The sequence below is a fragment of the Pseudoxanthomonas sp. PXM03 genome, from assembly GCF_014852005.1.
Taxonomy (GTDB): domain Bacteria; phylum Pseudomonadota; class Gammaproteobacteria; order Xanthomonadales; family Xanthomonadaceae; genus Pseudoxanthomonas_A.
Window position 1 is genome coordinate 379,461 of the sequence record NZ_JACVAU010000002.1, and the last position, 14,666, is coordinate 394,126.

Sequence of the window (14,666 nt, forward strand, 5' to 3'; positions counted from 1 at the left end):
GCGTCCGCGGGAACGGCGTGCCAGCGTGCGGTCTGCCCCTTCGTGGAACCCCGCATGCGCGGTCGCCTCCTGCTCGTCTTCGGTCTTGCCGTCCTGTCGATCGCGGGCCCTTCGGTCGCGTCCGACATCGGTCGCCTGCCGGTGACGCCCTTCGCCACGCTGCCGCTCGACGTGCGGCACCCGGAGAGCCTGGATGTCGATCCAGCGACCGGCGAGATCTATGCCGGGACCTTCGATGCACGCATGCCGGAGTCCGCACGCAACAACCAGGTGCTCCGCTTCGCTGCCGATGGCCGGCTGCTGGCGCAGCGCCGCTTCGGGCCCACGCCGCTTACCGGGGTGACGTTCCGCGACGGCCATGTCTATGTACTGAACTTCGGCGCCTCGAAACTGCAACGGCTACCGGCACGGTTCGATGCGGACAGCCCGATCGAGGATGTCGCCACCTTCGCCGCACTGTCGCCACCTGCGCCGTCGACGCGGCGTATCGACAACCCCGACGGCAGCCACGACACGATCTCTTTCGGCTCGCAGGGTTTCCCGGCGATCAACGGACTGGTGTTCGACCGCGCCGGCACGCTGTATGTCTCCGACTCCTTCCAGGGTGCGATCTACCGCATCGCGAAGGCGACCACATGCCGGCCCTGCACCATCGACGTGTTCGCGCGCAATCCATTGTTCGCGACCACGGGCGCGCTGCCGTTCGGCGCGAACGGACTGGCCTTCAATGCCGACGAATCGATGCTCTATGTCAACAACGCCGGCGACGGGCGCGTGCTGCGCAAGCGCATGCCGGACGGTGCGATCGACGTGCTGGCCGACGGTACGTACGGCGCCGATGGCCTGCTCTTCCACCAGGGACTGCTGTGGGTCGCCGCCAACCAGATCGACACGATCGTGGCACTGGACGAACAGGGTCGCGTGCGCCATCGTGCCGGCGACTTCCTGGGTGTGGATGGCGACGGCACGCCGCGCGGCCTTTTGTTCCCCGCAGCGATCGCGGTGCAGGGACGCCGCATGATCGTCGCCAACCTGGCCCTGCCCCTCACCGCCGCGCGTGGCGATGAGTGGGAGGAGGACGTCACCCGCTGGAACCTCGTGCAGTTCGATCTTCCCGATCCGCCACCGCCTGCCCACTGAGGAACATCCCATGCTCAACATCACGCCCTTCGGCTGGTTCCACACCGCCATCAGCCTGGTCTCACTGTTCGGCGGCCTGTACGCGCTGCTGCGCTATCACGACATCCGCTATGCGACGCCGCTCGGCAAGACGTACACGTGGTTCACCGTCGCCACCTGCATCACCAGCTTCTTCCTGATGCGGACCGGCAAGCTGAGCGAAGCGCACGGACTGACCGTGCTGACATTGATCGTGCTGGCGGTTGCGGTGCTGCTGGGACGCAACGCCGTGATCGGGTCGTGGCGGCACGTCGCTTCGGCGCTGGCGTTCACCCTGACGGTGTACTTCCACTTCATCCCCGGCTTCACCGAAACGCTCACGCGCGTGCCGATCGGTGCGCCGCTGGTATCCGGCCCGCAGGACCCGCTGCTGCAGAAGCTGGTGGGCGGCACCTTCCTGGTGTTCCTCGTCGGCATGGTGCTGCAGGTGCGAGCACTGCGCCGCGGACGCACGACCCTGGCACAGCCTGCGACCTGAACCAGCGGACGCGCGGCGGCCATGCTGATCGCGCTGCCGACGCTGGACGCCCTGCTCGCCGCGCACGCGACGTCGCTGGGCGGCGACGCCACCGCCTATCGCCACCACGCGTACCGGGTGGCGAACTTCTACTGGCTGCTGGCACCCGGCGATGCCCTCGCGCTCGAGAAGCTGAGCATCGCGGTCGCCTTCCACGACCTCGGGATCTGGACGGCCGGCACATTCGACTACCTGCCGCCGTCGCGCCAGCTGGCGCGCGCGCATCTGCATGCCACCGGCCACGCGGACTGGTGCGACGAGGTCGATGCGATGATCGATGCCCACCACCGGATCCGCGAGCTGCCACCCGGCACGCGGGCCAGCGTGGAGGTGTTCCGACGTGCGGACTGGATCGATGTCAGTCGGGGCGTGCGCCGCTTCGGGCTTCCTCGCGATGCCGTGCGCGAGGTGATCTCCGCCTTCCCGAATGCGGGCTTCCACCGGCGCCTGGCGATGCTCACCCTGCAGCGGTTGCGCCGGCACCCGCTGGATCCCTTGCCGATGATGCGCTGGTGACGCGATGGGCCTGTCTCGCCAAGCCGACGAACGGTCGTTGACTTATATAGTTAGGACTCCTAACTTACTCGCCATGATCGATACCCCCTTCCAGCGCAGGCAGGCCACCCGGGGCCTGGAACAGCTCGCCCACCTCGTGCGCGCGCAATCGTGGCGCCAGGACGGCACGCCTTCGCTGCCGCCGACGCAGGCGGCAGTGCTGCGCATGCTGCAGGGCGTGCAGGACGGCCTGCGTGCCCGCCAGATCGCAGAGCGCCTGGGCGTGTCGCCGGCCAGCCTCAGCGACTCGCTGAAGGCGCTGGAAGGCAAACAATGGATCCGTCGCACGCCAGACCCCGACGATGCGCGCGCGGCGCGCGTAAGGCTGACCTCCTCCGGCTCGCGCATGGCCACGCAGTTGCAGCGCCCGGACCAGGGCATGGGCTCGCTGGTTGAATCGCTGGGCGAAACCGACCTCGGCGCCCTGCTGCGCGTTACCCAGTTGCTGGTGAACGAGGCGCAGGAACAGGGCCTGGCCACCGGCCTGCGGACCTGCCTGGGCTGCGAGTTCTTCCGCCCCTTCGCCTCGGGCGAATCCGGGGCACCGCATGTCTGTGCCTTCCTCGGTACACCGTTCGGCGATGCCGAACTGCGCGTGGACTGCGCCGAACAGCAGCCCGCCGATGACGCACAACGGCTTGGAAGCGTGGCCCGCTTCCGCCAACCGACTCCGCCGTAGGCGGAAACAAGATGGGCGGCGCCCGACTGCAATCGGACGCCGCCCGGTACCTCCCACCCACCCTGCAAGAGCAAGCAAGAGGAATTCGATTATGCGCCAGAACACATCCCGCAAAAAAACATCCACCACACGCTTCGCACTGGCCACCGCGCTCGCGCTGGTCGTCGGCGGTCTGCAGGCCCATGACGGCACATCGCACACCGGCGGCATCAAGCCCGCCGCCGACAAGGCGGTGGTCGCCGATTTCGACATCGTGCACACCAGGATCACCACCGAGAAGAACATCGCCACGTTCCACATGGCCGTGTCCGGCAAGGCCGGCAAGAGCACGCCCGCCGCCACCGGCAAGCTGGCCGGCAGCGATGTGTTCTCCTACGTGTGGCCGACCACGATCGATCCGTACGAAGTCGGCTTCGAGAAAGGCGCCGGCATCCTGGCGATGGCGGTCACCGCGCACCCGGATTTCGACGACACGCCGCTGTACGACGAGAACGGCGACGGCAAGCTCGACAATGACGGCAACCTCTGGCACAGCCACTGGGTCGTGCTGAAGCCGAACGAGGCCTGCGGCCCCGGCGCGCTCGCGGTGGTCGACATTCCCGAAGGCAGCAAGCCTCGCCTGCCCAAGACCTGGCCGGGTTTCCCGATCCTGCTCGACAGCCCGGGCTGGAGCCCCACGCTCAACGCCGAGACGGTGGAAGTGAAGGTGCCGTTCGACGACATCGGCGTGGTCACCGCGGGCAGCTTCGACGGCGTCACCGCCGGCCTGCGCGTCAATGCCAGCGTGCATGCGCCGCTGCTGTGCGTGGTGGACGTGTTCAAGGTCGCTTCGGGCAACCTGAGCCTGCCCGGCAAACCCAACCAGTAAACCGCTGTACGCGCCACGCGGTGACGGTCCGCTTCCCGGACCGTCACCGCCGCGCATCACGAGATCACCCCCATGACAACGCAACCCCGACCGGCGCCACCCTGGCAGGTGGACCGCTGGTTCAACACATCCGAAGCCATCACCCTGGAATCCCTGCGCGGCAAGGTCGTCGTGCTGGAAGCCTTCCAGATGCTCTGCCCCGGCTGCGTGTCGCACGGCCTGCCCCAGGCCGCGCGCGTGCATGCCACGTTCCCCGACGACCAGGTCGCCGTGATCGGACTGCACACCGTGTTCGAACACCATGACGCGATGACGCCGGTGTCGCTGCAGGCCTTCCTGCACGAGTACCGCATCGGTTTCCCGGTCGGCGTGGACCGCCCCGGCACGCACGGGCCGATCCCACGGACCATGCAGGCTTATGCGATGCGCGGCACGCCCACGCTCACCCTCATCGACGCACAGGGACGCATCCGCCACCAGCACTTCGGCCAGGTCAGCGACCTGGTGCTGGGCGCGCAGATCGCGGCGCTGGTGCATGAGGCGCACGCGGGCTCACGTGCCGGTGGAGCGCAATCCCGGACGGTGACGGGTGAAAGCTGCGGTCCGGAGGGATGCGCGCTGCCTGCGTGAAGCCGCTGGCCGGTGGCCACCGGTAGTGGCGTTGGATGAGGCACAGGGGTTTCACGGCGCGTTCGCGCCCGTTGGGTTTGGATAGCACCATGCACCGTTCGGCCACCCCTGCCACCTTCCCGCTGATGCATCGTCTGGCCTTCATGGGCCTGGGGATGACCTTGGCGCTGATCGGTGGCGCGCTGTTCCCGTAACCCGGTTCCTCAGACCAGCGAAGGGTCCAGTTCCGCCGCCCAGGCCAGTGCAATCACCCGCTCCTCCGGCGCGAACGTCCGCATCTCGGTCTGCGGCATCAGGCGATCGACCACGCCGGTCACCGCCACCAGCCACCGCTTGTCCGTCACTACCGCCGCCCGCGCGAAGCGCGCGTACTCCCCGCGCTTCGCCAACGCGTAGCGCAGATCCTTGCCGATCACGTCCACCGACAGTCCGTGCAGGTCGCTGATGTCGCCGAGTACGGCGATGCGCGGAAACTGCGCCAGGCGCATTTCGATATCGGCGATGCAGGCGTCATAGTCCTCGCCGGTCAATTGGTCGCTGAAGCGGTAGGCAGCCACGTGCGGTGGGCTGCTCAGGATCTCGATCATGCCGGGCATTCCGTCGAAGGGAGTGCCCGACCATACCCGTCGGCACCCGCAGGCGCGTCAAGGACGCTTCACGAAACTGGATCGCGTGCCACGTCGCGCCCCATCATCATCTCGATGACCCGCGCGGAACCGCCTTCGTGGAAACCCGTTTGCGGAGCGAAATCGCGCGGGTTGTGGAAGGTGCCGAACAGCAGGTCGAACACCGGCAATTCGGAATAGTTCTGCCGGTGCAGGCCGCGCGCGTGATGCCAGGAGTGCATCTCGGGGCGCTCGACGAACCAGCCCAGCCAGCGCGGCGTATTCACGTTGGCATGGGTGAGCATCGCCAGCAGCGTGGCCGCCAGCAGTGCAAACGTGGTCGCCTCCGGACTCAGCCCGACGACCAGCGTCAGCGCGAGACTGCCGACGGCGGTCCAGCCCAGCGTATCGAGCGGGCTGAACCAGAACGTGCTGAACGTATCCAGCCGCTCCGCACTGTGATGCAGCTGGTGGCCGAAGCGCCACAGCACGTCGCTGGCATGCAATGCACGGTGCCACGCGTACGCGAGTGCCTGGTACACCAGCAGGCCGACCAGTCCACCGACCGGCCACGCGAGATGGCTCAGGTCGACCAGCTGCAGGGGCAGCAGGTATTGCGTCCACAGCATCGGCAGATAGGACGACAGCAGGAAGTAGAACACCGCCGCCAGCAGGCCCCGCGTGCGCCAGCGCGCGACGCGCGGGAGCACGCGCGCGGGGGCGATCGCCTCCCACAGCATCAGCACGGCATACATGCCGAAGAAGGCGAACGACAGGGGGTGAAGCAGGAGTTCGAGGGGCGATGGCATGACGGCAGCAGCTCTGTTCTACTACGGGGGAGGCGGCACGATACGGGCCGCCACGCCCTGGCACCGCAGCCATTTCTGCCGCCAACCTGACATTTCCGTCATGCCGCGCCGCGATCCCCCCACCATCGCCCTGCTCGCCACCCACGGTGCCGCCGCGTCGGTGCTGTACGGCATGTACGACCTGTTCAATTCCGCTGGTCGCGACTGGCCGGCGATGATCGGGGAGCCACCGGGTGCTTCGGTGTTCCGTCCCATCGTGGTGGCGCGCGACACCACGCCCATGCCGGTCATCAACGGCATCGTGGTGACCCCGGAAGTCGCGATGCGCGACCTGCCCGCCCCGGATTTCATCTGCATCCCCGACCTGGCCATCTACCCGGGCAACATCGCCCTGCACGGCTACGAAGAGGAAGCCCACTGGCTGCGGGACTGCCATGCCCGCGGCAGCGTGATCGCCGCCGCCTGCACCGGTGCGATGCTGCTGGCGGAAACCGGCCTGCTCGACGGCAGCGATGCGACCACGCATTGGGCGTACTGCGACGCGATGGCCGAACGGCACCCCCGCGTGAAGGTCCATCCGCAACGCGTGGTCGTCACCGCCGGACCGGACCAGCGCCTGGTGATGGGGGGCGGGGGTTCCAGCTGGCAGGACCTGTCGCTGTACCTGATCGCACGCGTGGCCGGCATCGAATGCGCCATGCAGACGGCACGCGTGTTCCTGATCGACTGGCACCAGACCGGCCAGCAGCCCTTCGCCAACCTGGCGCGTACGCGCACCAATTCGGACACCGCGGTCACCCGGTCGCAGGTGTGGATCGCGCAGCACTACGACACGCCAGCGCCCGTCGCGGGCATGTTGCAGGCCAGCGGCCTGGCCGAGCGCACGTTCGCGCGCCGGTTCCAGCAGGCGACGGGCCTGTCACCGCTCGAATATGTGCACACGCTGCGGCTGGAAGAAGCCAAGCAGCAGCTGGAAGCCGGTGACGACGCCGTCGAAGCCATCGCACAGGCCGTGGGCTACGAGGACGCGGCCTACTTCAGCCGCCTGTTCCGGCGCAAGGTCGGCCTGTCGCCCGCGCAGTACCGCCGGCGCTTCGGCGGCATGCGCCGCATGCTGCAGCAGGCGGGCGCACCCTAGCGCCCGCCGCGCATCCGCACTCACGCGCGCCGCAACGACCAGAAGCCGATGTCGCGTCGCACGCGATAGCCAAGCTGCTCGTACAACTGCTTGGCCCGCGGATTTTCATGGCTGACATGCAGGAACGGCTGCATGCCACGCGCCAGCGTGTCGTTGGTCAGCCACACGGTCAGGCGACGCGCGTAGCCGCGGCCATTGAAGTCCGGGTGCGTGCAGATCGCGCTCATCTCGCGGGTGGCGTCGCTGCCCAGCCGCTCCCCGATCATCGCGGCCAGCCGGCCGTGTTCGTAGATGCCGAAGTAACGTCCCATGTCCATCGTGCACGGCCTGAAGTAGTGCGGATACACCAGGGCCGTCAACGCCAGTACGTCGGCCCGCTGGGCTTCGCCCAACGGCACGATCTCCGGCCCGTCCACGGACGCCAGCGGCGCATCGCAGACCATCTGCGCCAGCGGCCGGAACGCCTGCAGCGCCCAGCCCGCCGGCACCGTGGGCGCGACGCCGAGCAGATAGACCGATTCACCCGGCGCGACCAGGCGTTCGAAGGCATCGCCGACGCGGACCGCAGGGGACGCGACCCCGAGGAACGGCGCGTGGTCGGCGGGATACCGGGCAACCTCGCCCGCGCGCAAGGCGATGTCGCGGTGGATCGAATCCAGCGCGGCCCAGAATGGATTGTCGAGTGTGTCGGTCATCGGCGGGCACGAGGTGCGGAACCGTGATTATCCACGCCGGGCACGCAAGGTCACGACGCGGCGAACCATGGTGCATCCCACCGCCGCGCTACGTATGCTGCGCGCATGACGAACCCTGTCCTCCGCTTCCTGCTGCGCGTTTTCCCGATTGCGTCTGCGCTTCTTGTGGCGGCCTGCGCCACCGCACCGCCCGCCCCTGTGCGTCCGCCGGCCGACACGCGCAGCGAAATCATGCGACGCATGCCGGCCAAGGTCGCCGACCGCGAACGCTGGGCCGCCGACATCGAGACCGCGTTCGCGGCCCAGCGCATCGAGCCCAACAGCGAGAACATCTGCGCGGTGCTGGCGGTGACCGAACAGGAATCCGGCTATGTCGCCAATCCGGCGGTCGCCAACCTGCCGAAGATCGCACGCGGCGAGATCGACCGTCGCGCGTCGGCCCTGCACGTACCGGGTTTCATGGTGGATGCCGCGCTCGCGTTGCGTTCACCCGACGGGCGCAGCTACGCCGAGCGGCTGCGCGCGGTACGCACGGAGCGCGACCTCAGCGACATCTACCAGGACATGATCGGCAGCGTGCCGCTGGGCAGACGGCTGTTCTCCGACTACAACCCGGTGCAGACCGGCGGGCCGATGCAGGTGGGCATTCCGTTCGCGGAATCGAACGCATCGGACTATCCGTATCCCGTCGAGGGCAGCATCCGCGACGAAGTATTCACCCGTCGCGGCGGCCTGTATTTCGGCATCGCCCACCTGCTGGGATACCAGACGCCCTACACGCGCAAGGTGCATCGCTTCGCCGACTACAACGCCGGCTGGTACGCCAGCCGGAATGCGGCATTCCAGAGCGCCGTCGGCATCGCGGCCGGAGTGCCGCTCGCCCTGGACGGCGACCTGCTGAATCCCGGCGCACCGCTGGACACGCCGGGCCAGACCGAACGCGCGGTCCGCAGGTTGGCCGACGCGTTGCGGATGGACGATCGTGCGATCCGCGCCGCACTCCAGCGCGGCAACCGGCTCGACTTCGGCGATACCGACCTGTACGCGCGCGTGTATGCCCTGGCCGAGGCCCGCGCCGGCAAGCCGCTGCCGCGCGCGATGATCCCCGGCATCAAGCTGGAAAGCCCCAAGATCACCCGCGACCTCACCACCGCGTGGTTCGCCACGCGCGTGGACGAGCGCTACCGGCATTGCCTGCAGCGCTGAGCACACGCGTCAGCCGGCCAGCCCGCCCCACCAGCGCGCGAACGCCTGCCACGGCTGCGTGCCCGGCACCACGTGCATCAGCACGAAGTTGACCACGAACACCAGCGTGACGAAGCGGAACACGCCACGGCCACGCGGAGCGCCACGTTCGCACCACATGAGCAGCCCCAGCACGGCGAAGGTCAACGCATAGCCAACCCACGACGGATTGATGCGCACGCCTTCGGGCAAAAGCGCCAGCACCAGGCGCGCCATCGCCGGATCGATCATCACCAGCGCCGTGGCCACCATGTATCGCGCGTGCAGTGCGGAGTCGCGACGATGACGGATGGCCAGGCCCCAGAACAACGCCAGCATCACCGACGCCGCCGTGCCCAGGTACAGCAACATCGCCTGCAGGCTGAACATCTCCGGCGGTGCCGCGGCCATGCGCAGCTGCGACAGCCACAGCGCCGTCACCAGCACGCCCGGCATCACGCCGTACGAGAACTGCCCCACCTGCCGGTGGAGCGACATGCGCCGCGTCCGCACCAGCCAGGGCTGTACCAGCAGCATCGCCATCCATGCCAGCATGAGGCCGGCATGCAGGTGCGTGACCAGATCGGCCAGGCTCAACCGGCTGAAGTATGTCTTCCAGAATCCCGCCAGCACCAATGCCGCCAGCGCCAGGATCCACACCGCGCTGCCAATGCCCCATGGGCCAGCCCGGCGCGGCACCGCGCCCGTTGCAGAAACCGCCATCACACCACCTTTGTCCGGATCGTGGCAGGTTGAACGCCCCGCCCGGCCGGTACCGGCCAGCCGTCTGTCGAATTCCGCCCGCCCCACTCGTCGCATCCATGAAGGCGCCATTCCGGCGTCGCATTCCCGGAGGTTTCCCATGCCTTACATCGATGGTTTCGTGGCCGCCGTGCCGACCGCCAACAAACAGAAGTTCATCGACCATGCCAACCATGGCGACCCCGTGTTCATCGAACAGGGCGCCACCCGTGTCATCGAGTGCTGGGGCGACGACGTGCCCGACGGCACCGTCACCGACTTCCGCAAGGCCGTGCAGGCGAAGGAAGACGAAAGCGTGGTGTTTTCGTGGATCGAGTGGCCCGACAAGCCCACCCGCGACGCCGGCATGAAGAAGATGATGGAAGACCCGCGCATGTCGCCGGAGAACAATCCGATGCCGTTCGACGGCAAGCGACTGATCTATGGTGGCTTCACTCCGGCACTGGAACTGGGTAGCACGGGGGCGCCTTCATCCTATGTCGACGGCTTCATCCTCGCGGCACCCACGGCGAAGAAGGCCGCCTTCACCGACTATGCCAACACCTTCGACACCATCTTCATGGGGTTTGGCGCCACCCGGATCATCGAAGGCTGGGGCGACGACGTGCCACGCGGCACGCAGACCGACTTCTTCCGCGCAGTGCAGGCGAAAGACGACGAAACCGTGGCGTTCTCGTGGGTGGAGTGGCCGGACAAGGCCACGCGCGATGCCGGCATGCAGAAGATGATGGAAGACCCGCGCATGGACCCGTCCAATCCGGACAATCCGCCGATGCCGTTCGACGGCCAGCGCATGGTCTATGGCGGATTCTCGCCGGTAGTCGAACTGCGCGGCTGACTTGCGCGCGCATCACCGCACGTCGGGGGCCATGCCAAGTCGGCCCCCGGCGCGAGATCGACCAGGAAGAACTCGCCCGATGCGTCGCCATCGGCCTGGGCGAACAACAGCCGCCTTCCGTCCGGCGACAGCAGCGGCCCCACCTGGAAGACATCATCGTGCGCCGGAACGCGGCCGCGTTCGCGCCACGCGTCGCCGTCGCGATCGTAGACATACAGGTGCGAGCGGGTGCCGCGATGGGCGACCACCACCAGTACCCGGCCATCACGCGCGAGATCGGCCTCGTATTCATCGGCCGCCGTGTTGACCGGCGCCGGCAGCGGTTCGACATCCCAGCGACCGTCGGCACGCGGCGTGGCGATGTAAAGATCACGTCCGCCGATGCCTCCCGGCCGGTGCGATCCGAACAGCAGGCGGCCATCCGGCAGCGGCCGCGGCAGCAGTTCGGTCTGCGGCGAATTCACCGGCGCGGGCAGCCGCTCGGGTTCGCCGAAGTGGCCGTCGGCGTGGCGCGGCACGCGCCAGATGTCCAGATCGTCCTTGTTCGCGCGGTCACTGGCGTAATACAGCCAGGTGCCATCGTGGCTGTAGGCGGGATCGGTTTCCAGCGCGTCGGCTGCGCCGGCGAAGGTCGGCTCGCGTGGCGCACGCCATCGCCCGCCTTCGCACCGCGAAGACAGCAGGCGATAACGGTCGAACGACGGCGGTGCGCGGAAGAAGAACACCTCGCGACCGTCCGGGGAGAACACGGGCGACGATTCATACTGGTCACTGCTCAGCGCAGGCGGCGTCCATCGCTGCGGAACAGGAATGGGGAGATCCCCGGGTTCACCCGCCGTGCCGTCGATGGCGAGACCGGAAAGCAGCAATAGACCCGTGGCACGCAACATGTCGGCTCCTCATCGCAGGGCTGGCGCGACGCTACGCGGCACGCTGCGCTGGGCGAAGCGAACATTCCGCAAGCCAGCCTTGAGCCCCGCTCAACGTGCGACGCCGTCGATCCGCGCCGGCACGCGTCACGATTCCTGCGGCCTGAAGACAGCGGTCCCCACTCGAGGATGTCCATGCAGACCCGAACGAACCCGCATGGTGCGAAGACTCGATCGCGCGTGCACGCATGCGGTGCATCGCGCGTCCCTGGCGGACATCGACGTTCTCCACGCGCACGTATACGCATGCACGTGGCATCGCTGCACAACGCTGGCGCAACGCGCACCGTTCGCGTGCAAGGGACTGCGTGAAAAGCGTGCGAAGAATGCAAAGAACGGAACGATGATTACTTTCGTTGTGCACCGCGCCATCGTGTGATCCATGCCTCGTTTCGAGCTGTTTGCTGCCGCCTAAGGTGCAGGCGGTAGCACGGCGATGACAGCAATGTGTAACGCCCACTACCCGGAGTGCGGGCGGTATCCGCGTGGCCGCTGACGGCACTCGCGCAAGAACTACTTCGACACCACACAGCACATTCAAGGGGCGCACCGCATGGGCAACAGAGAGAAGCCGCACGTACGTGTTTCGAGCACGCCATTGGCATCCGCAGTGAAATGGGCCCTCGCCGCCGCCACTCTGGTCGGCAGCAGCACCGCCGTCGCGCAGACGACGGAACCTTCACCTGCACCGGCGGCGACGCCGCCGGCAGAGGAAGCAACCACGCTCGATACCGTCTCGGTGCTGGGCAGTCGTGGGCAGCCGCGCACCGTATCCTCCTCCGCCGTGCCGATCGACATCATCAGTGCCGAGGAGTTCCGCAACCAGGGCGCCACCGATGCGCTCGACCAGCTGCGCGTGCTGGTGCCTTCATTCAATGTCAGCACCATCCCGATCGATGATGCCGCCAGCCTGATCCGGCCGGCCAACCTGCGCGGCCTGCCGCCGGACAACACGCTGGTGCTGGTCAATGGAAAGCGCTTCCACCGCTCCGCCGTGATCACCTTCCTGGGCCATGGCCTGTCCGACGGCTCGCAAGGCCCCGACCTGTCGGTGTTTCCGTCGCTGGCGCTGGAGCAGGTGGAAGTGCTGCGCGACGGCGCGGCCGCGCAATACGGCTCGGACGCCATCGCGGGCGTCGTGAACTTCGGGTTGAAGAAGATCAGCGAAGGCGGGGCTTTCGAAGCCTTCGCCGGCCAGTACTACGAAGGCGATGGCTTCACCACCCAGTACTCCGCGCAGATCGGTCTGCCGCTGACCGAGCGCGGCTACGCCACGCTGACCGCCGAATGGCGCCAGGCCGATGACACGTCGCGCAGCGTGCAGCGCAACGACGCCGCCGCCGCGATCGCGGCCGGCTATCCCGGCGTGCCGGTGCCGGCACAGATCTGGGGCTCGCCGAAGGTGGACGACGACCTCAAGTTCGTCGCCAACCTCGGCATCACCGGCGACAGCGTCGATGTCTACCTGTTCGGCAACTACGCGCAGCGCGAGGTCGATGGCGGCTTCTACTTCCGTGACCCCACCGCGCGCTCCGGTGTGTACTCCAACGACGGGGGCGAGACCCTGCTGATCGGCGACACCACAGGCGCCGGCGGCTGCCCGACCATCGCCCTGCGCGACGCGGGCGGCAATCTGATCCCGTACAGCACCGTCAGCACGGCAGTGGCCGCGTTGCCGGCCAATTGCTTCACCTTCCTGTCCACGTTGCCCGGGGGCTTTACGCCGCGCTTCGGCGGCAGCCTGGAGGACATCTCCGTGGTCGGTGGCGCCAAGGGCACCTGGGGCAGCGCATGGCACTGGGATGTCAGTGCGACCTACGGCCGCAACGATATCGACTTCGTCATCTACAACACGGTCAATGCGTCGCTCGGCGCGGCGCAGCCCGCAGGCCTGCGCTTCAGTCCCGGCGGCAATACCCAGACCGAGAAGGGCGTGAACTTCGACGTCGGCCGCGACATCGAGACCTCGTTCACCGCCGAAGCCCTGCGCCTGTCCGCAGGTGCGGAATGGCGCGAGGAGAGTTTCGAGGTGAAGGCCGGTGACGATGCCTCCACCGGCATCGGCCCGTTGACCGAACAGGGTTTCGCCCTGGGCTCGAACGGCTTCAATGGCTTCAGCCCGCGCACCGCAGGCGAATGGGACCGGCGCAACTGGGCGGTCTACCTGGACCTGGAGGCGCAGTTCACCGAACAGTTGCTGCTGGCCGCCGCCGTGCGCCACGAGGATTTCGACGACTTCGGCAGCACCACCAACGGCAAGCTGACCGCGCGCTTCGATGTGTCCGACACCTTCGCCCTGCGTGGCGCGTACAACACCGGCTTCCGTGCACCCACGCCCGGCCAGGCCAACATCAGCCAGATCAGTACCGCGTTCAACGGCAGCGTGCTGGAGGACATCGCCACGCTGCCGCCGACCAATCCCATCGCCATCCTGAAGGGCGCGCGGGCGTTGACGCCGGAAGAGTCCAAGAACCTCTCGCTGGGCATGGTGTGGAACAGCGGCGATTGGCTGGTCACCCTGGACGGCTACCGCATCGAGGTGGAAGACCGCATCGCCCTGAGCACCAGCTTCGCGCTGACGCCCGAGGAACGCGATGCGCTGGTGGCCTCCGGCAATCCGGAAGCGGCGTCGCTGAGTTCGGTGACCTACTTCGGCAACGCGTTCGACACCACCACCACCGGCGTGGACCTGGTCACCAGCGTGGAAACGGACCACTTCGGCGGCACGACCACCTATTCGCTCGCCGCCAACTGGAACAAGACCGAGGTGGACCGCTACGACCCCAACTTCATCAACGAAGCCCGCGTCTACAAGATCGAGGAATCGCTGCCGAAGACCAAGGGCTATTTCAGCATCAACCACAAGCGCGAGGTCTTCCACGCGAACCTGCGCCTGGGCTACTACGGCTCCTGGTACGAGGATCACCTGGACAGCGGCGCCATCAGCATCGACGACGGCGGCCTGCCGATCTACGAGGACAGCAAGGTGATCGTGGATGCCGAAGTGGGCTGGACGTTCCCCTCCGGCCTGTACGTCAACGTCGGTGCGCAGAACCTGTTCGACGAAACCCCGGACGACAACCCGTGGGGGGCGTCCGTGGCGGGCGCGGCCTATCCCGTGCACTCGCCCTACGGCTTCAACGGCGGTTTCTACTACGCACGCGTGGGCTGGAAGTTCTGACCGCGCGCACCGGTGCCCCGCACGGGGCACCGGTGGCGTGTCGCGCCAGGTGCGGCC

Annotated in this window: 15 protein-coding genes and 1 pseudogene; 11 read left to right on the top strand and 5 right to left on the bottom strand. The window is 67.6% G+C overall.

From position 1 onward, the window contains the following. Window positions 1-54: 54 nt before the first annotated feature. From IB223_RS10530 to IB223_RS10555, 6 genes are all read left to right on the top strand, one after another. Entirely contained in the window at window positions 55-1,140 is a 1,086-nt protein-coding gene (locus tag IB223_RS10530; protein ID WP_192201617.1) for a hypothetical protein, read from the top strand. 10 nt (window positions 1,141-1,150) lie between these two features. Continuing rightward, entirely contained in the window at window positions 1,151-1,657 is a 507-nt protein-coding gene (locus IB223_RS10535) for a hypothetical protein (protein WP_192201618.1), read from the top strand. Between the two features lie 21 nt (window positions 1,658-1,678). Then, the gene (locus IB223_RS10540) at window positions 1,679-2,212 is read left to right on the top strand and encodes a hypothetical protein (protein WP_192201619.1); all 534 of its coding nucleotides are present in this window, start codon (window positions 1,679-1,681) and stop codon (window positions 2,210-2,212) included. 73 nt (window positions 2,213-2,285) lie between these two features. Then, window positions 2,286-2,930: a MarR family transcriptional regulator gene (locus tag IB223_RS10545; RefSeq protein ID WP_192201620.1), complete on the top strand. Its 645-nt coding sequence runs from the start codon at window positions 2,286-2,288 to the stop codon at window positions 2,928-2,930. 91 nt (window positions 2,931-3,021) lie between these two features. After that, the gene (locus IB223_RS10550; RefSeq protein WP_225591000.1) at window positions 3,022-3,798 is read left to right on the top strand and encodes a hypothetical protein; all 777 of its coding nucleotides are present in this window, start codon (window positions 3,022-3,024) and stop codon (window positions 3,796-3,798) included. A 72-nt stretch (window positions 3,799-3,870) separates the two neighbouring features. Beyond that, window positions 3,871-4,428, top strand: coding sequence for a redoxin domain-containing protein (locus IB223_RS10555; RefSeq protein WP_192201621.1), 558 nt, complete (start codon window positions 3,871-3,873; stop codon window positions 4,426-4,428). A gap of 203 nt (window positions 4,429-4,631) precedes the next feature. Here IB223_RS10555 and IB223_RS10560 read toward each other — a convergent pair whose 3' ends face one another. Both IB223_RS10560 and IB223_RS10565 read right to left on the bottom strand, forming a co-directional pair. Then, window positions 4,632-5,015, bottom strand: coding sequence for an STAS/SEC14 domain-containing protein (locus IB223_RS10560; RefSeq protein WP_192201622.1), 384 nt, complete (start codon window positions 5,013-5,015; stop codon window positions 4,632-4,634). Window positions 5,016-5,083: 68 nt separating this feature from the next. Next, entirely contained in the window at window positions 5,084-5,842 is a 759-nt protein-coding gene (locus IB223_RS10565; RefSeq protein ID WP_192201623.1) for a sterol desaturase family protein, read from the bottom strand. Here IB223_RS10565 and IB223_RS10570 point away from each other — a divergent pair. Beyond that, window positions 5,841-6,980: a helix-turn-helix domain-containing protein gene (locus IB223_RS10570; RefSeq protein WP_225591001.1), complete on the top strand. Its 1,140-nt coding sequence runs from the start codon at window positions 5,841-5,843 to the stop codon at window positions 6,978-6,980. The two genes, IB223_RS10565 and IB223_RS10570, sit on opposite strands and share 2 nt — an antisense overlap. Window positions 6,981-7,000: 20 nt before the next feature. Here IB223_RS10570 and IB223_RS10575 read toward each other — a convergent pair whose 3' ends face one another. After that, complete coding sequence (locus tag IB223_RS10575) at window positions 7,001-7,675, bottom strand: GNAT family N-acetyltransferase (protein ID WP_192201624.1); 675 nt, start codon at window positions 7,673-7,675, stop codon at window positions 7,001-7,003. Between the two features lie 105 nt (window positions 7,676-7,780). On the opposite strand from IB223_RS10575, the gene IB223_RS10580 reads away from it, so the two are divergent. Beyond that, the gene (locus IB223_RS10580) at window positions 7,781-8,881 is read left to right on the top strand and encodes a DUF1615 domain-containing protein (protein ID WP_192201625.1); all 1,101 of its coding nucleotides are present in this window, start codon (window positions 7,781-7,783) and stop codon (window positions 8,879-8,881) included. Between the two features lie 9 nt (window positions 8,882-8,890). On the opposite strand, the gene IB223_RS10585 is transcribed toward IB223_RS10580, so the two are convergent. Beyond that, window positions 8,891-9,622 carry a hypothetical protein gene (locus tag IB223_RS10585; protein ID WP_192201626.1) on the bottom strand — a complete coding sequence of 244 codons (732 nt, stop codon included), beginning with the start codon at window positions 9,620-9,622 and terminating at the stop codon, window positions 8,891-8,893. A 139-nt stretch (window positions 9,623-9,761) separates the two neighbouring features. Here IB223_RS10585 and IB223_RS18835 point away from each other — a divergent pair. Both IB223_RS18835 and IB223_RS18840 read left to right on the top strand, forming a co-directional pair. Next, window positions 9,762-10,121, top strand: a pseudogene (locus tag IB223_RS18835) (DUF1428 domain-containing protein); the annotation flags it as partial. Continuing rightward, a complete protein-coding gene (locus tag IB223_RS18840; protein WP_225591074.1) occupies window positions 10,110-10,499 on the top strand; it encodes a DUF1428 domain-containing protein in 390 nt (129 codons plus the stop codon). The pseudogene IB223_RS18835 and the gene IB223_RS18840, both read left to right, overlap by 12 nt. Here IB223_RS18840 and IB223_RS10595 read toward each other — a convergent pair. Beyond that, window positions 10,460-11,389: a PD40 domain-containing protein gene (locus tag IB223_RS10595; RefSeq protein ID WP_192201627.1), complete on the bottom strand. Its 930-nt coding sequence runs from the start codon at window positions 11,387-11,389 to the stop codon at window positions 10,460-10,462. The two genes, IB223_RS18840 and IB223_RS10595, sit on opposite strands and share 40 nt — an antisense overlap. A gap of 649 nt (window positions 11,390-12,038) precedes the next feature. On the opposite strand from IB223_RS10595, the gene IB223_RS10600 reads away from it, so the two are divergent. Next, window positions 12,039-14,609 (top strand): TonB-dependent receptor, encoded by a 2,571-nt coding sequence (locus IB223_RS10600; RefSeq protein ID WP_343227186.1) that lies wholly within the window; start codon window positions 12,039-12,041, stop codon window positions 14,607-14,609. Window positions 14,610-14,666: the final 57 nt, after the last annotated feature.